Source organism: Pseudomonas sp. GW822-FHT06D10, assembly GCF_058799535.1.
Map to the genome: position 1 here is coordinate 258,621 of NZ_JBXALN010000010.1, position 20,869 is coordinate 279,489.

General features: G+C 59.6%; 15 protein-coding genes and 2 pseudogenes. 3 read left to right on the forward strand and 14 right to left on the reverse strand.

Annotated features, from left to right (window positions below; translation table 11 throughout):
* Window positions 1-48 precede the first annotated feature (48 nt).
* Window positions 49-975 (reverse strand): transaldolase, encoded by a 927-nt coding sequence (gene tal / locus AC1RL5_RS28500; RefSeq protein ID WP_093406224.1) that lies wholly within the window; start codon window positions 973-975, stop codon window positions 49-51.
* A 177-nt stretch (window positions 976-1,152) separates the two neighbouring features.
* Window positions 1,153-2,163 carry a tRNA dihydrouridine(20/20a) synthase DusA gene (gene dusA, locus AC1RL5_RS28505; protein WP_103407016.1) on the reverse strand — a complete coding sequence of 337 codons (1,011 nt, stop codon included), beginning with the start codon at window positions 2,161-2,163 and terminating at the stop codon, window positions 1,153-1,155.
* Window positions 2,164-2,266: 103 nt separating this feature from the next.
* Between dusA and AC1RL5_RS28510 the strand changes: the two are divergent.
* Window positions 2,267-2,427 (forward strand): annotated as a pseudogene (locus tag AC1RL5_RS28510) (site-specific integrase); the annotation flags it as partial.
* A 175-nt stretch (window positions 2,428-2,602) separates the two neighbouring features.
* Window positions 2,603-2,896 (forward strand): annotated as a pseudogene (locus AC1RL5_RS28515) (phage portal protein); the annotation flags it as partial.
* 331 nt (window positions 2,897-3,227) lie between these two features.
* On the opposite strand, the gene AC1RL5_RS28520 reads toward AC1RL5_RS28515, so the two are convergent.
* The 12 genes from AC1RL5_RS28520 to AC1RL5_RS28575 form a co-directional block, all read right to left on the reverse strand.
* Window positions 3,228-4,259, reverse strand: a complete 1,032-nt coding sequence (locus AC1RL5_RS28520) for a methyltransferase (RefSeq protein ID WP_072451557.1) — start codon at window positions 4,257-4,259, stop codon at window positions 3,228-3,230.
* 1,946 nt (window positions 4,260-6,205) lie between these two features.
* A complete protein-coding gene (locus AC1RL5_RS28525; RefSeq protein ID WP_239692743.1) occupies window positions 6,206-6,745 on the reverse strand; it encodes a hypothetical protein in 540 nt (179 codons plus the stop codon).
* A 604-nt stretch (window positions 6,746-7,349) separates the two neighbouring features.
* On the reverse strand, window positions 7,350-8,249 hold the full coding sequence (locus tag AC1RL5_RS28530) for a glycosyltransferase family 2 protein (protein WP_072451556.1): 900 nt from the start codon (window positions 8,247-8,249) through the stop codon (window positions 7,350-7,352).
* The gene (locus AC1RL5_RS28535; RefSeq protein ID WP_492589955.1) at window positions 8,233-9,336 is read right to left on the reverse strand and encodes a glycosyltransferase family protein; all 1,104 of its coding nucleotides are present in this window, start codon (window positions 9,334-9,336) and stop codon (window positions 8,233-8,235) included. Before AC1RL5_RS28535 ends, AC1RL5_RS28530 begins: the two co-directional genes overlap by 17 nt.
* Window positions 9,333-11,405 carry a glycosyltransferase gene (locus AC1RL5_RS28540; RefSeq protein ID WP_492589957.1) on the reverse strand — a complete coding sequence of 691 codons (2,073 nt, stop codon included), beginning with the start codon at window positions 11,403-11,405 and terminating at the stop codon, window positions 9,333-9,335. The genes AC1RL5_RS28535 and AC1RL5_RS28540 overlap by 4 nt, the downstream gene beginning before the upstream one ends.
* 25 nt (window positions 11,406-11,430) lie before the next feature.
* Entirely contained in the window at window positions 11,431-12,453 is a 1,023-nt protein-coding gene (locus AC1RL5_RS28545) for a class I SAM-dependent methyltransferase (RefSeq protein WP_258028844.1), read from the reverse strand.
* A gap of 29 nt (window positions 12,454-12,482) precedes the next feature.
* The gene (locus tag AC1RL5_RS28550; RefSeq protein ID WP_072451552.1) at window positions 12,483-14,672 is read right to left on the reverse strand and encodes a glycosyltransferase; all 2,190 of its coding nucleotides are present in this window, start codon (window positions 14,670-14,672) and stop codon (window positions 12,483-12,485) included.
* Entirely contained in the window at window positions 14,665-15,357 is a 693-nt protein-coding gene (locus tag AC1RL5_RS28555) for a 2OG-Fe(II) oxygenase family protein (RefSeq protein ID WP_123576645.1), read from the reverse strand. The genes AC1RL5_RS28550 and AC1RL5_RS28555 overlap by 8 nt, the downstream gene beginning before the upstream one ends.
* A gap of 5 nt (window positions 15,358-15,362) precedes the next feature.
* Complete coding sequence (locus AC1RL5_RS28560; protein ID WP_492589959.1) at window positions 15,363-16,739, reverse strand: polysaccharide pyruvyl transferase family protein; 1,377 nt, start codon at window positions 16,737-16,739, stop codon at window positions 15,363-15,365.
* On the reverse strand, window positions 16,736-18,010 hold the full coding sequence (locus AC1RL5_RS28565; protein ID WP_103407512.1) for an ABC transporter ATP-binding protein: 1,275 nt from the start codon (window positions 18,008-18,010) through the stop codon (window positions 16,736-16,738). Before AC1RL5_RS28565 ends, AC1RL5_RS28560 begins: the two co-directional genes overlap by 4 nt.
* Complete coding sequence (locus AC1RL5_RS28570) at window positions 18,000-18,815, reverse strand: ABC transporter permease (protein ID WP_492589961.1); 816 nt, start codon at window positions 18,813-18,815, stop codon at window positions 18,000-18,002. The genes AC1RL5_RS28565 and AC1RL5_RS28570 overlap by 11 nt, the downstream gene beginning before the upstream one ends.
* A 282-nt stretch (window positions 18,816-19,097) precedes the next feature.
* Window positions 19,098-19,748: an FMN-dependent NADH-azoreductase gene (locus AC1RL5_RS28575; RefSeq protein ID WP_492589963.1), complete on the reverse strand. Its 651-nt coding sequence runs from the start codon at window positions 19,746-19,748 to the stop codon at window positions 19,098-19,100.
* Between the two features lie 97 nt (window positions 19,749-19,845).
* Here AC1RL5_RS28575 and AC1RL5_RS28580 point away from each other — a divergent pair, with 97 nt between their 5' ends.
* Complete coding sequence (locus AC1RL5_RS28580) at window positions 19,846-20,706, forward strand: LysR family transcriptional regulator (protein ID WP_015634881.1); 861 nt, start codon at window positions 19,846-19,848, stop codon at window positions 20,704-20,706.
* Window positions 20,707-20,869 lie beyond the last annotated feature (163 nt).

A 20,869-nucleotide genomic window follows, 5' to 3' on the forward strand; every position in this document is an offset into this window, starting at 1 on the left:
AAGGGCGAACCTGTGAGGGTTCGCCCTTTTTGCGTTGACGCGAAACGATCAGAGCTTGGCAGTCAGCAGGGCTTCGAGCTTTTCCTGGTCGCGGGCGAACTGGCGGATGCCTTCAGCCAGCTTTTCGGTGGCCATGGCGTCTTCGTTGGAAGCCCAGCGGAACTGTGCTTCGTTCAGGCTCTGGCGAGCTTCACCGGTCTTGCCCGGGCTCAGCTTGCGTTCCAGCTTGCCAGTGTCGGCGGCCAGCTTCTCGATCAGGTCCGGGCTGATGGTCAGGCGATCGCAGCCGGCCAGTTGCTCGATCTGGTTGAGGTTGCGGAAGCTTGCCCCCATGACCACGGTCTTGTAGTCATTGGCCTTGTAGTAGTTGTAGATGCGGGTAACCGACTGCACGCCCGGATCGTCAGCGCCCTGATAGTCGTTGCCGGTAGCCTTCTTGTACCAGTCGTAGATCCGCCCTACGAATGGCGAAATCAGAAACACCCCGGCTTCGGCGCAGGCCACGGCCTGGGCGAAGGAAAACAGCAGGGTGAGGTTGGTCTGGATGCCTTCGCGCTCCAGCTTTTCGGCGGCGCGGATGCCTTCCCAGGTAGAGGCGATCTTGATCAGCACCCGATCACGGCCGATGCCGGCCTTGTCATACAGCTCGATCAGCCGATGGGCGCGCTTGAGCATGGCTTCGGTATCGAACGACAGGCGGGCATCCACCTCAGTGGAAATACGGCCCGGAATGACCTTGAGAATCTCCTGGCCGACAGCCACGCCGAAACGGTCGCTGGCCAGGCCGACATCGCCTTTGCAGTCGTTGACGCAGGCATTCAGCAGGTCGGCATAACCCGGGATGGCCGCAGCCTTGAGCAGCAGCGAAGGGTTGGTGGTGGCATCCACCGGCTTGACCCGGGCGATGGCGTCGAAGTCACCGGTATCGGCCACTACGGTGGTGATTTTCTTCAGTTGTTCCAGCTTGGAAGTCATGAGCGTGCTCTGTCCTATGGGTCTGACGACATTACCCGAGCGCTGTCAGGCGCTCAAGGGCGCGGAATGCTAACTACGGCCCCAAAGTCCGTGACCTGAAAACAGTCGTTTGAATGCTGGGGCACTGTCCAGTAGATACGATGCCAAAAGCCCGGCCAGGTTCAACCCGGCCGACGCTTAACGTCCTTCCAGCAACTGCCCGGCCTGATCCAGCAGGGCCAGCGGATCCTGGGTCTTGTGGATATCCACCGACAACAGCTGGCGGAACTTGCGAGCACCGGGGAAGCCCGTGCCCAGCCCTAGGACATGGCGCGTGATGTGGTGCATGGCGCCACCGGCAGCCAGGTGCTCGGCAATATAGGGGCGCAACCGGGCCAGCGCCTCGGCCCGGGAAATCACCGGCTCAGTGCTGCCAAATAGCTGCTGGTCTACCTCGGCCAGCAGATAGGGGTTGTGATAGGCCTCACGGCCCAGCATCACCCCATCGAAAGTCTGCAGATGTTCATGACAGGCCTCGAGGGTCTTGATCCCACCGTTGAGGATGATTTCCAACTGTGGGAAATCCGCCTTCAATTGCGCCGCCACGTCGTAGCGCAGCGGGGGAATGTCCCGGTTCTCCTTGGGCGAGAGGCCTTCGAGAATGGCGATTCGCGCGTGCACGGTAAAGCTGCTGCACCCGGCTTCCATGACGTGGCCGACGAAATCGCATAGCTCGGCATAACTATCGCGCCCGTTGATGCCGATCCGATGCTTGACCGTCACGGGAGTCGACACCGCATCGCGCATGGCTTTCACGCAATCGGCCACCAGCGCCGGATGGCCCATCAGGCAGGCACCGATCATGTTGTTCTGCACCCGGTCGCTGGGGCAACCGACGTTGAGGTTGACTTCATCGTAGCCATGCTCCTGGGCCATGCGCGCGCACGCCGCGAGATCCGCCGGCGTGCTGCCTCCCAGTTGCAACGCCAGAGGGTGCTCGGACGGGTGGTAGCGCAGGAAGCGCTCGTGATCACCATTGAGCAGCGCACCCGTGGTGACCATTTCGGTGTAGAGCAAGGTGTGCTTGGACAGTAGGCGCAGGAAGAATCGGCAGTGACGGTCCGTCCAATCCATCATCGGTGCAACGCTAAACCGCCGGGACAGCGTAGGGCTTGAGTTTACTGGGGCTGTAGCTGAATTCTGGACCATTTTGCTCTACGTGTTTAAGGCGTGTTTTGGGGCGTTTTCAGGCGTTTTTTAAGGCTCGGTGGTACGATGTACCACCCAAAAACTGACGCGTACCACTTTCCATATGGCGACTATCAGGGCAAGAAAACTGGCAGATGGGAGCGTGAGCTACACGGCTCAGATCCGCATCAAGCGCGACGGAGTGCAAGTTTACCAAGAGAGCCAGACCTTCGCCCGAAAACAGGCCCACAGGCCTGGGGGCGTAAGTGCAAGCTGGAACTGGATGGCCGCAGGATCTTCGACCATCTGAAGTGTTGGTTCAATGGCCGATGCTACGAAGCGCCGATATCTATGGATGGTTTGGCCAACATCACTGGGGCCAGTGTGTATCTGCAATTGGGGGAGTAGCATGCAGGCCCGTACCCTAATCCTGAACAAACTATTCAGCCGTAAGTAATAAGACAACGGTTGTCACGCTGGTTTCATCCTCTATATGACCGAAGCGATCCAGGGGCAAGAGCGTATCAAGTAGTTTGACGCTGTGCTGAAGAGCTCGAAAGGCTCTGACAACTTCCGCAACCTATTTGTCTATGCGCCCTCCGAGAAGAAAGACGTTATCCAGCTGATGCCGGTCAGCGAGGTGGCGGCTAGGTACGAGTTCAGCTCGATCAAGAGCATCAGTCGTGATGATTTGCTTGAGGCCTTGAGTATCGCACCGCAGTTAATGGGCATCGTGCAGCTGAGTGGTTTTGGGTTGTAGGGGGAGGTGCTGTAATTTAGGTAGTGAACGAGCCTGAGCTGTTATAGGTGGGCCCGCGTAGTAAATGAGGTGATGAGTTACTGCATCACATCAGCCCGATGCTGAATCACTCCGAATACTTAGCTTACGATTTTATATTTTTCTCTGTAGCTCTCTATAAGGCGGCTTAAGTTAGCAGGCTTTCCTAGAGTGATCTTAAAATTTGAGCTGGAGATTCAGAAAGCTGTACGGCAAGCGCAGTGGTCTCGAGAGAAGTCGAAAAGCAGGCTAATGATGTGAGTAACTCTGAGCAGTTGATAATTCAATTGCTCAGAGCATATAAGTTTTAGTTCGGACTGCGAAGGCACTCGATATAATTCATATCGAACCCGCGCGAGGGAAGGATGCTCTCAATACGCAGGCCCGCTTGAGAGCATAGTGATTGAAAATCTTTGGTGCTTCTTACTTGTCCGGGCGTCCATACTCGTTGTTCAAAGTTTCGTGTATGAATGAATTCGGGGTTGTCGAACGAGTCGGAAAACTCTCGATCCAGCAGCCCTTCAATAATTACCAGGCGAGAGTCAAGACGCATCGCCTTTGCAATGGAAGTCAATATCTGAATGACGTTGGAGTTGTCCCAGTCATGCAATACGTGCTTGATAGTATAAACATCATGTCCGGGTGGAATCGCGCCGAAAATATTGGTTCCAATGAATTGGCAGTTTTTTAATTCGAGCGACTGAATGTGTCGATCGGCATTGATTTTATTTGATGGCTGATCGCAGATTATACACGATAATTTTTCGTATTTTGACGCCAGCGCGCATGCAAGGCTACCCGTGCCGCCCGCTACATCAACTAGGCTTTTTGCGTCTCCAATAATCAACTCTTCGACAATGTCCGGTATAAGCGATTGATTAGTCACGCCGTGCATGAACTCCACAAAGACCTTGCTGGCTTCGGGGTTTTTGTTGTAGTAATCCCATATTGTATCTTTATGAGCTAGCTTGAATGCATTGTCACCCGTCAGAAAGTGCTCTTCAAGTTTAATGGTTGCTGGGGCTAACTGCGCTCCCCATACTAGCAGATAAGGCCTGAACCATGATTTTGAAGCTTTCGTGAGTTGTAACCCTTTTCTGGCTATTAAATATTTTTCATCCTTTTTACGGATGAACTTGAGCTTCGTGGCAAGCATCAGCAGGTCATTGAGAATGTCCGATTTGGCTTTGCTAAGTTGATTCAATTCGTCGAGAGTTTTTGGGCCGGCAATTAAAAATTCGAAAATCTCGATTTTTGTCAAAAAATACAACGCATGTGCGGCATAGGATGCCTGAATCAACTCAAAGCAATTCAGCTCGTTTAGCACGGATTTTGCCATTAGGCTGGCTCCTGACTTCCGGGTTGTCATCGAAAATAAAAACTATGGAACAGCAGAATCATTCCTCTGGAATGGGCATGATATCTGCCGATCCAGGCAGCTTGCAAGGCAAGTGTGGCCGGCATACTACGGGATTTTTCAAAAAAACCACATGACCTGCGCATATTAAATATTCGGGAAATTCCATACATCAAACAACATATCGCTTGACTAACCCTTTCCGGCTGCCCCTAAGGCTCTAACTCACAAGAGGGTGGAGCTCCCTTGAAAGCTACAAGGAGTTACTCGGAAGCCTGGGTGCTGTGCATCAAGATAGGCAGGAGCTGGGTTAGGCGGCGATTTGCTTGCTTATAGCCGAATCGTTAATACGACGAGCACCTCAGATGTTTCTGGGGGAGTGCTCCCATGCTTCCACCGGGACGAGGCGTTAAATCTATGTGTTCAGCAGGAACGAGAAGAGGATGTTCAGATTTACAAGGTGCGCAAGGTTTAATAGCCATTCCTGAATGAAGAATTGTTGGTCGCATACAGCACGATAGAGCGAATGTTGCGGAGGTTGGGCCAGATGTGCGCCATGTATAGCGAGAGTGCCAAAACGACTAATAGCGTTGAGTCTGCCACTGCACTTGCTGGAAGGAGTCTATTTGCCTGTTTCGCCCCATGCAGCCCCTTGGGGTGGAAGTTGACTAACTTCAGTGATGTCAACAACGTTATCGTTATTATTGGCGTCCCCTATGAATCATAGGTTACGCTCTACACAGTTGACTTGCAGGTGGGCTGAGCAATGAAGTAAGCGAGCTCCGTATCTATGCGGCCGCAGATCCAACTTTTAAGAAAATAGAGATCCTTAGTGTCAGGGGCGGCAGCAGGGCCTGATCAAGGCTAACGTCTACTAGGTCAGGTCTGTCTGCGAGCCACTGGCGTCGGTCAGCAGCTAGTCGGGACAACTCCAACCTATTCGTTCTGGCCACTGCTGTAATTGCTGATAAGTTTTGCTCGAAGTCAGTATGGAACTTGCTCGTAAAGGCCGGCCATACAAATGTAAGGATCGCAACACCGAATTCACCGAAGACTATGACGGCAATGTCACTATGGTGAGGGGCCTCAATGATCTGTTCATTCCGATTATCCGGGCGTGCGAATGCCCATTATTTCAGGGAGTCAGAAGCGAGTGCTGATAATCAGTTGCTCGATCTTGGAGCCCCGAAGAGATCGAAATAATGATTGTTGATGCTGACGTGCTACATGGCGTATTCGGAGCCGTGATTTGCTTCACCGTAGAGATCGGCATGCTTCACCTCCTGGCGCGCACCGCCTGCCTGTGGGCCAAAAGGATCTCTTTTTCTGCCCCCTGCAACCCAGTTAAGTCGGAACCGGCCTGCGGGCTTTTGAGTTACTCTGAGGTGGGAGAAGTCTGGGGAGCCCCGCGAAAGTAGGAGCGTTTTAGCGTTTGCTGATAGGAGTATAGCCAGCCGAGTCTGAGAAGAGCTTCGGGAAAAGGATTAGTTTTTATGAGGCCATTGAAAAAGGGGGAGGGACTGGGCTTGAGACCTAACTTTCAGGAGGGTAGTTAGAGCTAGGTTGAAGGTGGTTTTTTTGTCAAATATTAAATTTAAAGAATTTTATAAGATTTAAAATTAACTTGCCAGCAGTTAATTTTTATCAGTGAGCTGAAAGCCGTGCATTACAAGGCTTTCAGCGGTGTTAATGAAAAAACTAACCGTCCTAACCTTTTTCTGATGGGATAAAATGAAACTATGGGTGAAACTTTAGTGTTGCATGTGCTGAAGTTGCATGCGGAGTCTCGCAGCCCAACCTTTATCAACTTCATTGAGACGCACTTATCCACTGAACATAAGATATTGCGGTGTGCGGATGGTGTCGGGATTGGAGCAAAGTAGGTGACAGGTTAAAGTGCCATACCAGCTGAACCTGTCGTAGGGGGCTCAGGGAGTGACAGTGAAGTAACGCCCGTGGCCATCGTTACCGCAGTAACTGGTTGGGGCGGCCTGGGTTTCTTTTAGGAGGCCCGTACCGCTGAGTTCGACTAAGTTGATGGCGCACTTGGAGGACAAGGGGCTCTGCTTGCTAAATTCAAAACTCGCCTCGTAATCCTTCTCGGCCTTTGGGACGAACTGAATGGTGGGGGGATAACAGTGGCCGTTATCGGCTTTGTAGTTAATGTCGATCAACACTGGCTGGTTTGCGGGGATTAAAAATTCGTCGTATCCCAGTCTGTCGAATTTAACGGCTTCTGTATGTGCGGTGGTGGGTATGCCAATTACGCGGTTCTGGTAGTCCTCAATCTTCATTCCTAGCACATCGGAGTCGCGCCAAAGGATGTAGCGCTGTTTTGGATCATGGTGACGTGCAGCGATACTTCCCTGCAGGCAACCATTTTCGGGATGGTTGTAATAGGCTTCGCAGGTTTTTCCGGGGATGTAGGAGGCCGGTTTCCGGTGCGGAGAAGATACGGATACGAGCACTGGTGGTGCGGTCGTACTTAGCCGTTTCGGTATCATTGCGTAAATTAGTCTTTTCATAGCTGCAGCCGGTAAGTAATAGAGCACCTGCTGTGAGTAAAAACCACTTCATGATAAAATACGCTCCTTGTTGTGAATGTCAGTTTTGACTGATGTGAAAGGGCATAAATTTACCTGGGGGAGTTCTTCCTCTGATTTAGAGAGTTATTACTTTGGCATCCGTAGTTTAAGCTCGGTACGTATATTGCCTAGTGAAGGTATTTTGCCATGAGATGTGGAGGGGGAGTAGCAGTAAACAGAAGTGCCAGCAGCGTGTAACCTAATTAGATTTACGTGCAGTGGTAAGAAAGTGGTACGTGAGGCGTGCGCATTCTTTCTAGATCTTTCAAAATAAGAGCCTTAGAAATAAACGGTCCAATCCATTATTGGTGCCACGGAAAAGCGCCGGGAAGGTTCTGAGCGGGAAGGGCTTGGAGCGGTAAAGGGCATGGGATGTTTGTCGCTTTGCGGGGCAACCACCTGTGGTCATGGCGGTTGTCGGGGTGACGAATTGGCGCAGTTTATCAGGAAGTGCCACGCCGACGTTGTGCTCTGAGCCTTTGCCGGACTAGCGAGGTTGTCCGAGCATCCGTCCCAGCTGCGCCAGCCAGTGGTAGCCCACCACGAAACTGAATCGTAGCCAGACACCCGCGCAGATGCTCCAGGAGAGGACCCGGGGATAGTCCTCACGAAAAAACTTGCCATAGAAGCGGATCATGCCCCGGTGCTTGTGCCATTCGACGAACACCGGGCGGGTGCGGCTGCAGGCGCCCCAGGCGTGAAAGATCCTGGCCTGGGGTACGAAGCAGACTTTCCAGCCTTCCTGGCGAAAGCGCATGCACAGGTCCAGGTCCTCGCAGTGCAGGAAGTAGCCTTCGTCCCAGCCGCCGACGCTGTCCAGGGCTTCGCGCTTGACCAGCATGCAGGCGCCGGAAATGGCTTCTACCTGCGTCGGACGGCTGGGCAGCGGCTCGCGGTGCAGAAGAAAGTCGGAAAACAGCCGCGGCGAGAGCCAGGCCAGGCCCGACAGGTTGAGGGCGCGTACTACTGCCCGCCGTGGGGTGGGGAAGACCCGACGTCCACCGGGCTGTTCGCTGCCGTCGAAGTTGCACAACAGGCCACCTGCCATGCCCAGATCGTGGGTGTGGCTCAGGGCGTCGATCATTCCTTGCAAGGCGCCCGGTTGCAATACGGTGTCGGGGTTGAGGAACAGGAGGTGTGGCTGCTCGCAGTGACTGGCGCCTAGGTTGCAGGCCGCGGCGAAGCCGGTGTTGCTTGGGTTGCGCAGGATGAGCAGGCGTTCATCGGCAGCGAACCGGGTGGCAACCTGCTCCAGGCTGCCGTCATGGGAGGCATTGTCCACCAGCACCAGCCGGTTGATGTCCTGGGCCAGCACCGAGATCACGCAGTCCTCCAGCAGAAGGCCGGCGTTGTAGTTGACCACCACCACATCACAGGAACGCGGCATGGGCCCCCTCGAAGCGTTTTGCCCAGGAATTGGCTTCGCGGAACTTCAGGGTCTCGGCCAGGGGCTCGGTAAACGTCAGCGCCTGGTGGATCACTCGGGAGATGTCGTCGAGACTGTCGCTGAGAAACACTCCCGGAAGATGGCGCCTGGTGCCCATTTCGCCGAATGCGGTGCTGACCACCGGCAAGGCCAGGGCCCGGTACTCGTAGTATTTGATCGGGTCGACGTAGCGGGTGATGTCGTTGCACTTGAACGGGATCAGGCCGACATCGAACTCGGCCATGGCTTGCAGCGCGGCCTCGTGGGAGAGCGCCGGCAAGCACCGGATATTGTCCGGCAGTGCCCTGGGCGAAGGTCCGTGCTGGGGGCCGATCAGGCGTACCTCGGCCCCGGGAAAGGCCACGGCCAGGGCAAGCACGAATTCCCAGTCGAACCACTTGGCGAGGGTGCCGATGTAGCCGAACACCGGGCGTGTTCCATGTGCTGCGCTCCGGGACAGGGGCAGGGCGGGCAGGCGTTCGCTGGCGCAACCATTGAGCAGCAGCCGGGTATCGACCTGTTGCCGTTGCCAGTAGTGCTGCAAAGTCGTGCAAGAGGCCAGGGTGGTGACCACAGCCCGGGCGGTCTGGTGCTGGCGCCGGTGCATGGCTCGGCGTGACCAGCCGCGATAGAACGCCGGTACGTTGTCCATGACGTCATAGAAACTGCCGGCGAAGATCGGCTCCTGCAGCAGTTGCAGGGCCAGCCTCGAGGGTTTGCCGATGCCGAGCTGGGTCGGTGCCTGGGCAAAATGGCGGATCTGTTGCTTGAGCTCCTGCCAGAACAGGCGATTGACCCAGCCCGAGCCGGGCAGGGGCTCTATGGGCAGGGCCCGGGGCCTGGCCAGGGTCAGCCAGTCCGGCACGGCGACGGTCGGACCCTGGTATGGCGGGCGGGTAAGCAAGTCGGCCAGTACCGGCAAGCGCGTGGGATAGGGTTCGACCCACAGCACGGGGGCCTGGGTGGACGCGTGGAACTGGCGCACCAGTTCATGGGGGCGTTGCGCGAAGCTGTGCCAGCTGACCGGTGACAGATAGACCAGCCTCATGATGGCTCCCTGGCGGTGTGGGGAGTCCAGGGTCGGCCCCATTTCGCCTCGTACAGAGCCTTGTTGCGCTCAAACAGTTGTTGGCGCTGGCTGCCGGGCATCTGGCTGAACGAGGCAGAAAGATGGTGATGAATGAACACGTCTTCGGCAAAGGCGCAGGACAGCCCTGCTTGCTCTACCCGGCGGCAATAGTCGTCGTCTTCGAAAAAGCCCAGGCCGAAGGCTTCATCCAGGGGCCCGACGCGCTCATAGGTCGACCTGGGCATCATGACCGCGAAGAAACCGAGGGTGGCGCAGGGCACCACCTGTCCGGCATGGCGCCAGGTGTACTGGCGGGCGCGGCCAGGCATCTCCTCGAGGCTGCAGTAGCTGATCTCGATCTTCGCTTCGTTGCCGATGTTGTTGGTTACCGGCCCGATCAGGCCGAGCCCCGGGTTGCGTTGCAGGTGGCGGCGCAGGGTCTGCGCCCAGCCAGTGGTGACCTCGGTGTCGTTGTTGAGCAAGACCAGGAACTCGCCCCGAGCCCGGGCCAGGCCCTGATTGTTGGCCGCGGAGAAACCCAGGTTGCCGGGGTTGAGGATGAGCGAGTGAGCGCTGTCGCTGGCCCACTGCCGAAGGAATTCGACGCTGCCGTCGGTGGAGGCATTGTCGACGACAATGATTTCCAGATTGCGGCCCAGAGCATCGGCGGCCAGGCTGGCCAGGCAGGCACGGGTCAATGCCAGGTTGTTGTAGGTCACTACTATCACGCTGATCAGGGGCCCGCTTCGCTCGTCTTCCACCAGGGCCTTCAACTGTTCTACCCGGTGCTCCCAAGTCTGTTGTGCGGCGAATTCCTGGCGCTGGCGGGAGGTGCTGTCGCAGGCAGGTTCCTGCAACGCCTGGGCGATGGCTTCGATAAAGGAGGGGGTATCCCTGGCAATGGATACCTGCTGGCCGAACTCCTGCAGCTCGGGCAGATCCACCGCCACCACCGGCTTGCCGGCACTCAGGTATTCGTAGACCTTGACCGGGTTGGTGGCCAGGGTCAGTGTCTCGATGCGAAACGGCAGGATGCAGACATCGAAGGCCTGCAGGTAGGCGGACAGCTGTGCGTAGGGGATTTCACCGGTCAGCCTGACGTTGGCATGGCGCTGCAGGCGCGCACCAATCCGCCCGGTATCTGCGCCTATCAGCAGGATCGTGCAGTGCCTGAAGGCTTCGGCGATGGCGGCCACCAGATCCACATCGAACCACTGGGCGAGCGCGCCGTAGTAGCCGATCACGGGACGGCCTTGCGGGTCCTGATAACACTGGGCCGGGGGCTTGGAAAAATAGGTGAAGTCGGCGGCATTGCGCAATACGGCGCGTTGCCCGGTGCTTGCAGGTGGGCAGTGCCGACTCCAGTAGCGTTCCAGCCACGCCGAGGCAAACAGCGTGATATCGGCCTCGCGCAGCAGCTCATGTTCCAGCTGCAACAGGTCCGGGGCGTTGTTGCCGAAGCCCTGATGGTCGTCCATGCAGTCATAGACCAGGCGGCTGGCCGGAAGCGCCCCGGCCACGGGGGCCCAGAACGGGTGCTGGACCAGGGAGATCACCTGGCTCGAATGGGCCCAGCTCAATAACTCGCCGATGCTGCGACGCAACTGCTGGACCACGGCCTCTTGCGGGGCAGCGTGGTAGAGGAGCGGGGCTGTGCGTGCAAACAGCCGCACTTCGAACAGCCGCCCTCGGTCATCCAGCTGACGCAAGGTAAAACCGTCGCGAGCGTCGTCCTCCAGGCTGGCCGAGACATAGAAAACCCGGCGTCCGCTGGTGCTCAAGCCGCGGGCCAGGTGCTGGGGACGCTGCTGGCGGAAATCCCAGTCGATGGCACCCCAGACCACGTAATCCGGCCATTGCGGATCGGCCGCCGGTAGCACGCTACAAGCGGGTACGAAACTCTTGGCGGCCCGCTGATGCCGACGCAGGGCCCGCCAGCCAGGTCCCAGCGCGCCGTGATACAGGCGCTGGAGCAAGGCTTTGAGCAGGTAAGGCAGCGGCAGGCGGTGATAGAGGCGACGCCAGCGCTGGAACAGGGCGATGCTCATTGCCGCGCCCCGGATACAGAGCGAGTCAAAGCACGGCCTCCGACTGTTTCGGGGTCGCGGCAACGATCACGAAATCGCTGTTCAGGGTGCCCGACTCGATCAGCCCGTCTTCGATGTCGAACAGCATCCGCAGCACCCGCATCGCCTGGGGATCATCGGCCTTGAAATTGCCGGCGATGCCATGCAGCAGAAATTGCAGCAGGGTGCCGCCGCAGGTGTTGAGGGCCTGGATCTCGAAGTGCTGTTCCACCACCTTGAGGATGTCCTGGGAGCGCACGGCCTCGGACGGATCAACCTTCACCACCTCTTGTGGATCAGGGAGCGGTACGTTGTTCTGCACCTGACCGTAGGAACCCTGGACGAAAGAGCGGCGCATGGCCGGGGGTATCAGGGCGAAGGCATGGCTGATGGCTGCGCACTGGGCCTGGTCAAAGGCAAAGTGATTGGCGCCGACATACTCGTTGAAGAACAGCCAGCCGTCCGCCTTCAAGGCCTGGCGGACATTGGCGCAGACCTTTTCCAATTGGCGAATGTGATGCAGTGAACCGTTGAACCAGACGGCGTCGTAATGAGCACTGGGCAGTTGCACCCGCTCGACATCGGTGAGGCTGTAGTGCAGGGTCCGGGTCCCCAGCGCCGCCGCTTCTGCCCGGGCGGTGTCCAGCGCCGCCGGGGCGATATCCACGGCGTCGCAGTCCTGGAAGGCCTGGAGTTTGTAGAGCTCGCGTTCCAGGGTACCGGTGCCGCAGCCGATGCTCAGCATACGCGGCACCGGTAACCGGCCCGCCAGAAAGGTGTTCAGGCAATAGGGTACCCAGTGAGCATGACCGCTGCCGGCCGTGGCCTTTTGCTGATGGCGTTGTTGCACCGCAGGCACCGCCAGCCAGTAGACATCCGCAGAAAACGCATCCGAGCCAGCCTGGTTCTGTGACCAGTGCTCGGCGGTCTGCGCCTTGCGCTGCTCCTCGCTCATGTCGTCCGGAGGAACAGGGGCTGCGACTGCCCAACCACTGAGCTGTTGAATTATTTTTTTCAGCACGTTCGGCATCTTCCTTGTGGGTGTATCGGGCTGCCGATTCAGTCGGTGAGCTTCATTTCCGTGGCGTCGGCGTTCGCTCTACGGCGTGCTTGGCGATGGGGTTGCCAGGGCCCCCACTTGCTTTCGAAGTAGGCCTGGTTCTTGTCCCATAACCGCTGGTATTCGCCGCTGGCGATAAGGGCCTTGAACGAGGCCTGGCCATAGTGGTGGATGTAGCTGTCCTCGGCGCATACGGTGCGCAAGCCGGCGGCCTGGACTCGCCGGCTGTAGTCGTCGTCTTCGAACATGCCGATGCCAAAGGCTTCATCCAGCCAGCCCACCTGATCCAGCACTTCGCGGCGCATCGCTACGCAAAACATGGCCAGCATCGGGATGTCGAAGCAGCGCCCGCGGTACTGGGTGGTGCGCCGGTCGGCGAAGTCCTCCATGTCGTCGAGGTCCTGGTAGTCGATGCTGACCCGGGCCTCGTTGCCCACCGCATTGGTGGTCGGCCCCACCAACCCCACCTCCGGGTCGTCGAGGTGGCGCAGCAGGGGCGCGAGCCAGCCCTTGGGCACCACGGTGTCGTTGTTGAGCAGGACCAGGTAGTGGCCCTGCGCAAGGCGCAGGCCCTGGTTGTTGGCGGCGGCGAAACCCAGGTTCTGCTCGTTGAGCACGATGCTCACATTGGGTTCGCTGCGGGCCAGGTAGCGCAGGTAGTTGCGGGTGGAGTCCTGCGAGGCGTTATCGACGATGATCAGTTGCAGGTTCGGGTAGGCGCAATTGCGCAGCAGGCTGTCGATGCAGCCGCGGGTCAGTTGCACATTGTTGTAGGTGACGATGATTACCGAGACCTTCGGAAACAGTTCGACCAGCGCATCGCGCGTGTCTTCGAAGCGTTGCCGCCAATCGTTTTCCCTGGCCAGTGCCAGCCGTTGGTTCCAGCGCTGCAGATCGGTTTCCCCAAGGGCTCTTTCGATCTGCGTGACAAAGGCCGACGGCCCGTCGGCGAAATACAGGTAAGGCTCGTAGATCTGCATCTCCAGCAGCGGCACTGCGACCACGGGTTTGCCGGCGCTGATGAACTCGTAGAACTTCACCGGATCCACCGCGTGGGTCAGGTTGTAGAGGCGAAAAGGAATGATGCAGACATCGAAGTGGTACAGGTATTGCGGCATCTGCGCGTAAGGCTTGCGGCCCAGCAGGTGGACATTGGGCAAGCGGTCGAGGCCGGCCAGGTCACGGACGAACACATCGCCAATGAGCACCAGATTCCACTCTGGTCGTTGCCGGGCGATGGCCGCCACCAGCTCAAAATCGACCCATTCGGCCAGGGCACCATAGAAGCCGATGATCGGGCCTTGAAGCTCCTCCAGCAGAGTATTGGGTGTACAGCATCGGGCAAAGAAGTCGAAGTCCACCCCGTTTCTAACCAACTGGCAGCGACGGCTGGTACTGGCCCATTTGTCGTGCAGCACGGAGGCGGTGACGGTTACCAGATCAGCCTGCTTCACCAGTACCTGTTCCTGGTCCAGCAAGGGCTGACCGATGTTCGGGAAGTCCTGCCATTCGTCCATGCAGTCGTATTGCACGGGCCAGCCGTATGCCTTGCGCAGGTGCAGGGCCAGGCGCGTCCAATAGGGCAGGTGAACCACCGACACCGCCGTCTTGATCCGGTAGTCGCTCACCAGGGCCTGCAACGCCTCTGCATTGGCGCGCAGGTTGCCTTCGGTGATGCAGGTGGCGTAGTAGTCCTGCCGTGCATGCCCGCGCAGGGTGACTTCGAAGACCCCGGGAGCGACTGGGTGCACCGCATAGGGCCGCTCTGCCGCGGGTAGCGGCGAAAGGATTATGTAGAACACCCGATAACCCTGGATAGCGAACTGCGTCATCAGTTGCTGTGGTCGCTGGAACCTGGCGGACCAGTCGATATTGGCAAAGCACAGCAGGTCAAAATGCTGAGCAGCAGAGCCGGGTGCTGAGTCCTCCACGATATCGGGCTCCAAGGGGGTGGAAGCTGGCAGAGGCTGGACGAGATAGGGCAGGTGAGTCGGGTACTCGCTCTCGTCGTTGATCACCCCGTGCCGCAGCAGTTGCATCAGCATGCGCAGGGGGCGGGTCAGGCGCCAGGAACGCGAGCGCCGCATATGTTCGATATGCGCCAGGGCGGCATCGCGCTGAAGGTTGGCCTGTGCGTGCTCGAGCCGCAGCCGGGTCGACTCCTGCTCCTGCGAGTGGGACTTAGTCATGAGCGGGCTCATAGTTGTGCAGTGGGCTCTGGTCGCCACTGGGCCACATTGAGCTGAGGGAGCCGGGCCGGTAGAAGGTCACGGTCATGCTGCGCCGTGAAGTCCGGCAATTGGCTACCACCTGCGTCACCGCATGCCAGGAGTTCTCGGCGCGTACCAGTACTGCCGATGTGCCCACCAGGGGCGGGATCACCGCGACCACATCCGAGGGGTCGGCAGAGCCCAGGATATTCAGGCAGCCACCGTCCTCGATGTTCCAGGAATCGTTGAAGTACAGGATATGGGTCACCAGCTTGTCGCCCAGGTCCGGGTGCGGGCCGAGGCAGGCCTGCGGCCCGTAGTGGAAGACATTGACCTCCATGGGAGCGTTTCTGAGGTCCATGTCGGTGAGCGTCGACAGCGCCAGGCGATAGTCCGGTGCGGTCAACTCGCTGGCCAGCCTGCGCCAGGCCGGGCTCAGGTGCTGCTCGTGGATAATGCGCCCGGTGCCCATTTCCACCAGTTGCCGCGCCTGGTACTCGTAGTCCTTTTCTCCGCCATAGCCGGACACCGTCTTGAAGGAGTCACGGGGATAGGTCGCTACCAGGGCCGCGGCGTCCGCGGGCGAATACAGCTCGGTGATCCGCCCCCAGCGAAAGGGCTGAGTGTGCAAGGGGGCTCTGGTCAGCATTGGCAGATTCAGCATCGTATTCATCTTCTCAATAAATGTTGCAGGCGGCGCCGCAGGGAGCGTAACGGCGCGGTGAGGCGGTAGGAGTTGGAGCGATGGATTCGACCCAGCTCGGCATCGACCCGACTGGTGAGTTCCGTTTGGTGGCGGCGTAGTAGCGTCAACTGCTGTACCTGGATTTTCAGCTCATCCAGTTCGGCCTGTTTGCTCAGGCACGCCTTGCGCCAGTCCTCTCGGGTTTCCTCCAGCAGGCCGGGCAGGGCTTGCCAGAAGCGGTTCAGCGCCAGGCTGGTGGGGCGCGGGCCCTGGGCGATCAGTTCGGCTACCCGGTCCCAATGGCGCTGCACTTGTTCCTGCGCGGCGATCACCTCGGGGCAGGGCCCCGTTTCGCTCAGGTGTTGCAGGAACCACTGGGGATCGATGGGCTGTTCGGCAGGCAGGGGGCGGATCCCGCGGTATGCGCGCAAGGCGGTGTACTTGCCCTGGTTCAGGTTGGCCGAGCAGAAGGCCGGTACGCCGAAGGCCAGGGCGGTGATCGCCAGGTGATAGCTGTGGCCGATGACGCCCTGGGCGTGGGCCAGGATCTCCGCCAGCAGCAGTGGCTCTGGCCAGGCCGGCAGGCGCACGGCCCGTGGCAGGTCGGCCCCGAGAATCGACTCATGGTCCCCGAGCACCGGGCCGATGGGCAACAGCAGCAGCTGCCACTGGCTGAACAGCGCGTTGTGGGTTTTCCATAGCTGGAGAAAGCTCTCCAGGCCGGCAATCGCATGCACCACCAGATAGGGCCCGGTCAGGCCGGCCTGGGCACAGAGTTGGCGATAGGCCGCCGAGGATTGCTGCCGGTCGATCAGGCTGGGCAGGCCAAAGGCGGTATCCGGCAGTACCTCGACCTGGGCCTGCTCGCTCAGTGCGGACAGGGTGTTTGCAGACAGGGCGTCGCGCACCCGGACGTGGGGGCTTTGCTCCAGGGTCAGCCTGACCAGGGGGGCCGCCCAGGATGGAATCGGGTTGCAGTGCATGCCGGGGGCGTTCCAGATCAGCGGTACATTGTGTTGCAGGGCCATCAGCGCAGGCGACAGCCAGTACCCGGTGGGGTGGTGGATCTGCGGGGCGGGCGGGTAATAGTCGGCAGCGATGACCTTGTCGAAGCGAATGATGAAGCCACCGCCGATCAGCACTGCGTCCAGGCTATCGATGAGCTGGGGCAGTTCACTGACCGAGGTGACGGGGTAGGGCCATTGCGGCGTGCTGCGCGAGTGATAGGAGAACGCGTGCAGGCGCACCTTACCCAGGCGCGCCTGCAACGCTGCTTCGGCAATGAGGGGGAACAGCAGGTCGCCGTAGTTGGCTACATCGAAGGTACCGAAGATCGCGACTTGCCATTGCTTGTCGCTCATGAACGCTCCTCGACTGCCAGGGGTTGCTGCGATGGGCGGGTGACAGGTTCGATGTGCAAGTCGACGATTCCCAGGAAGTGCTTGTTGCCCGGCAAGGTGTCGAACGCCAGGAGGGCCACCTGTTTTTCAATCAGGTGGGAGGTTTCTTCCGTTTCGCCATTCATCAGCTTGAGCGTGATGTGATAGCGCCCGGCCGCCAGGTTGGCGGCGAATCGCAGGCACACCGAGGCGCTGCGCCAGCCTTGCCGGGACTCGCCGCATTGCAGGGCGACGTTGACCCCGCTGACCACCAGCAACCGGGCTTCCTGGATGGTCAGGCTGATGTTGGGGCGGGCAATGGCGTCGCTGACCTGGGCCTCGATGGCGATTTCGATCATGTCGCCGTGGGCAAAGCTTGAGTACAGCGCCTCGGTATTGCTGAACACGGCTGAGGTGATCCGCCCTTCAGGGGTGCCGAAGGCCATGCCGTGCTCCGGGTTGAGCGGTGTCTTGGCGCTGACCTGGACGGCGCCCGCGCTGGCCCAGCGGCGCTGTTCGTCACGCATGTCCAGCAGGTACAGCTCGGCCATCGCCTCCGGTGCACCGCTGGCGCGGATTTCGCCATCGCGCAGGTAGAGGGCACGGTTGCAGAAGCGCTTGACCATGCTCATGTCGTGGGACACGAACAGCAGGGTCATGCCTTGTCGGGTCAGGCGCTCCAGGCGTTCCAGGCACTTGAACTGGAAGGAGGCATCGCCGACGGCCAGGGCTTCGTCGACGATCAGGATATCCGGCTCCACGCATACCGAAACGGCAAAGGCCAGGCGCACCAGCATGCCGCTGGAATAGGTCCTGGTGGGCTGGTCGATGAATTCGCCGATGTTGGCGAAGGCGGTGATTTCGTCAAAACGCGCCTCGATCTCCGCGCGTTTGAGGCCCAATACCGCACCGTTGAGGTAGACGTTCTCGCGGCCGCTGAACTCTGGATTGAACCCCGAGCCCAGCTCCAGCAGGGCGGCGATCCGCCCATGGCTGGTCACGCTGCCCGTGGAAGCTGTGCTGGTGCCGCAGATCAGTTGCAGCAAGGTCGACTTGCCACTGCCGTTGCGGCCGATGATGCCCAGGGTTTCGCCCTTGCGCACTTCCAGCGCAACGTCCTTCAAGGCCCAGAATTCGCGATAGCGCTGCTTGCCGTGGGGCAGCAGCAGTTGCAGCAGGCGGTCGCGGGGCTGGTCGTAGATCGGGTAGCACTTGCCCAGGCCCTGGGCCTTGATCGCCAGTTCAGAGCACATCGGCGAACCCCGGGCGGGTTTTTTCGAACCACGCCCATCCCAGGAAGGCCACGCCAAGCGCGACGCTCAGCTCTATCAGCCACAGGCCGAGATCGGGCACCACGCCCCGGATCAGCACGTCGCGGGAGGACTCGATCACCAGGGTCAACGGATTCAGGTAGAGCCAGTGCCGGTAGGCCTCGGGCAGGGCGCTCAGCGGATAGAACACCGCTGATATCAGCAGCAGGGCCGACATCAGTACACCGATGACCTGGCCAACATCCCGCAGGTAGACCCCCAGGGAGGCGAGGACCCAGGACAGCCCGAGGGTGAACAGCACCAGGGGCAGCAGCACCAGGGGAAACAGCAGAGCGGTGGGCGGCGGCAGGCCGAAGGCCAGGAGGTGGAACAGCAGCCAGACGGCAAAGCTCACCAGCGTGTGGAACAGCACCGCCCCGAGCATCACGCAGGGCAGCATGTCCAGGGGGAACACCACCTTCTTCACATAGTTGACGTGGCTCAGGATCAGCCCGGGGGCTCGGGTGAGGCATTCGGAGAACAGGTTGAAGACCATCATCCCGGTGAACACCAGCAGGGCGAACTGGGTGTTCGAGTCGTTGTCGGTTCCCCAACGCACCTTGAACACCACGCTGAACACGAAGGTATACACCAGCAACATGAGCAAGGGGTTGAGAAAGGACCAGAGCAGGCCGGCAATCGAGCCGCGGTAGCGGCCTATCACTTCGCGTTCGATCAGCGCCCGCAGCAGCTCGCGATGACGCCAGGGCCTGAAGGTGAAACGGTGCAGCGTGGTACTTCCGGTCAACTCCCGCTCCTTGGGGCCAGCTTCCAGCACCACCCCATGCTCGACAAGGGGAATGGGTGAACGGGTGGTGATTCGAAGCAAAGGATTTTGTGAATTGTTTATAGACCCAAAATGCAGGAAGTGAAGGTGTTGTTACAGCTTTTTTTGATGAGCGGCGGGCGCAGCCGGAATAAGTGGCAAGACACCCGCGAGGGTAATGCCCACTGCGGATGCCTGGGCTCGGCGGTAAAGAGCAGGGTGGGCCTGGCGGGCAGGCTCCTGCGCGCCAGGCCCGGGTATGGTTCAGTACTGGCGGGCCGCCAGTTGCTGCGCCAGGGCCTGTGCCTGCTCGGCGGCCGCCTGTCGCGAGGCCTGGTCGATGTCCGGGCCGAGGATGGTCTTTTCCACGATCAGCGAGTGCTGGTTGGCAATCCCGATGAAATTCAGCCAGGCCTCTATATAGGGCTTCTGGAAATCGAATGCCGGTGCTGGTGTGCTGGAGTGGGAAGAAAAGTCCAGCCCCCGGGCGTAGGCCGCCACCGCCGTCTTGTTGCGCAGCAGGCCTTGCAGGCCGTTCTCGGGGTCGAAGCTGAAGAGGATGCCCTGGTGGGAAACCAGGTCGATGAAGTGCTTGAGCTTGTAGGGAATGCTGAAGTTCCACAGGGGGATGGAAAGCACCAGCAGGTCGGCCTGGTGCAGCGGCTCTGCCAGCGCCTGGAGCCGGGCCCAGGCCCGCTGTTCGGCATTGCCCAGGGGCTGGCCGGCCAGTTGCGCATATTTGGCGTCCATGGCTGTCTGATCGAGTTCCGGCAAATCGAGGCTACACAGGTCCAGGGTGGTGACCTCGGTGTCCGGCCGTTGCTGTCGGTAGCTCTGGATGAAGCTGTGGGCGATTTCCAGGGAGGCGGAGCGGCGCAGGCGGGGCGAGCATTGAATGTGCAGGAGCCGGGTCATGGACGAATCTCTTGGGGTTGGGATGACCGTCATTGCAACATAGCTTGTTTTTAAATATAAATTGTCGATTCAAGCCTTATTGATTTCATTCTGAAATATGTTCGATGCCCTGCTATTGCGCACCTTTGTTGCTGTTGTCGATGAACAAGGGTTCAGCCGTGCGGCCCTCAAGCTGCATCTGACCCAGTCCGCGGTCAGCGGCCACCTGCGGCGCCTGGAACAGCAGGTCGGCAAGCCGCTGCTCCAGCGCACCACCCGCTCGCAGCAGCTGACCGCCGATGGCGAGCGGTTGATGGCCTATGCCCGGGCGATCCTGGCGTTGAATCGCGACGCCTGGACCGAACTGACCCGGGTGCCGTTCCACGGGCGCGTGGGGGTGGGCCTGTCCGAGGATTTTGCCGACCCCCGGCTGCTGCGTGCGCTGCAGGATTTTGCCGGGCGCTACCCAGGTATCCGGCTGGATGTGCAGGTTGGCATTCCCGGTACGCTGCTGGATCTGCTGGCCCAGGGCAATTTGCAATTGGTGGTGGGCTCGCTGTGCGAAACTGCCGAGCCTGGCCGCCTGCTCTGGTCCGAACCGCTGGTCTGGGCCGGGCTGGTGCAACCTGCCGGGCTCTTGCCCGACCCCTTGCCCCTGGCGCTGTTTCCCGAGCCTTGCCCCTACCGGGCCGCGGCCCTGGGCCGGCTGGCCCAGGCCGGCATTGCCCAGCGCACGGTTATGCTTTGCAGCAGCAATTGGGCCCTGCGCGCCGCCGTGCTGTCCGGGTTCGCCATAGCACCCATGGCGGCCAGCCAGTTGGGGGCAGGGCTGTGTGCCCTGGGGGAGGAATACGGTTTGCCACCGTTGCCGGATGCGCAGTACCGTCTGTTCACCGCGCCCGAAGCGGACCAGACTGTGCTGGCGGCGCTGTCCGAGGTGTTTGTCGAATATTGCTCGAGCCGTCGATCGGCGCTTTAAGCATTGCCCGCGGTGGCCGATAACCCCAGGGTGGAGCCGGGCCGTTCAAGGTTGCTGCCTGATCTCCCGGCCCGGGTCAGCGGCCAGAAAACCTATACTGTGCAGGGCGCTGGCCGTTCAGCCAGTCTCGAAAACAACCAGGGACCCGCCCTGTAGCCCAGGC

Coding starts and splice junctions, on each gene's coding strand:
- tal (WP_093406224.1), bottom strand. CDS start 975: ATGACTTCCAAGCTGGAACAACTGAAGAAAATCACCACCGTAGTGGCC.
- dusA (WP_103407016.1), bottom strand. CDS start 2,163: ATGGTCCAGAATTCAGCTACAGCCCCAGTAAACTCAAGCCCTACGCTG.
- AC1RL5_RS28520 (WP_072451557.1), bottom strand. CDS start 4,259: ATGGCAAAATCCGTGCTAAACGAGCTGAATTGCTTTGAGTTGATTCAG.
- AC1RL5_RS28530 (WP_072451556.1), bottom strand. CDS start 8,249: ATGCCGCGTTCCTGTGATGTGGTGGTGGTCAACTACAACGCCGGCCTT.
- AC1RL5_RS28535 (WP_492589955.1), bottom strand. CDS start 9,336: ATGAGGCTGGTCTATCTGTCACCGGTCAGCTGGCACAGCTTCGCGCAA.
- AC1RL5_RS28540 (WP_492589957.1), bottom strand. CDS start 11,405: ATGAGCATCGCCCTGTTCCAGCGCTGGCGTCGCCTCTATCACCGCCTG.
- AC1RL5_RS28545 (WP_258028844.1), bottom strand. CDS start 12,453: ATGCCGAACGTGCTGAAAAAAATAATTCAACAGCTCAGTGGTTGGGCA.
- AC1RL5_RS28550 (WP_072451552.1), bottom strand. CDS start 14,672: ATGACTAAGTCCCACTCGCAGGAGCAGGAGTCGACCCGGCTGCGGCTC.
- AC1RL5_RS28555 (WP_123576645.1), bottom strand. CDS start 15,357: ATGCTGAATCTGCCAATGCTGACCAGAGCCCCCTTGCACACTCAGCCC.
- AC1RL5_RS28560 (WP_492589959.1), bottom strand. CDS start 16,739: ATGAGCGACAAGCAATGGCAAGTCGCGATCTTCGGTACCTTCGATGTA.
- AC1RL5_RS28565 (WP_103407512.1), bottom strand. CDS start 18,010: ATGTGCTCTGAACTGGCGATCAAGGCCCAGGGCCTGGGCAAGTGCTAC.
- AC1RL5_RS28575 (WP_492589963.1), bottom strand. CDS start 19,748: ATGACCCGGCTCCTGCACATTCAATGCTCGCCCCGCCTGCGCCGCTCC.
- AC1RL5_RS28580 (WP_015634881.1), top strand. CDS start 19,846: ATGTTCGATGCCCTGCTATTGCGCACCTTTGTTGCTGTTGTCGATGAA.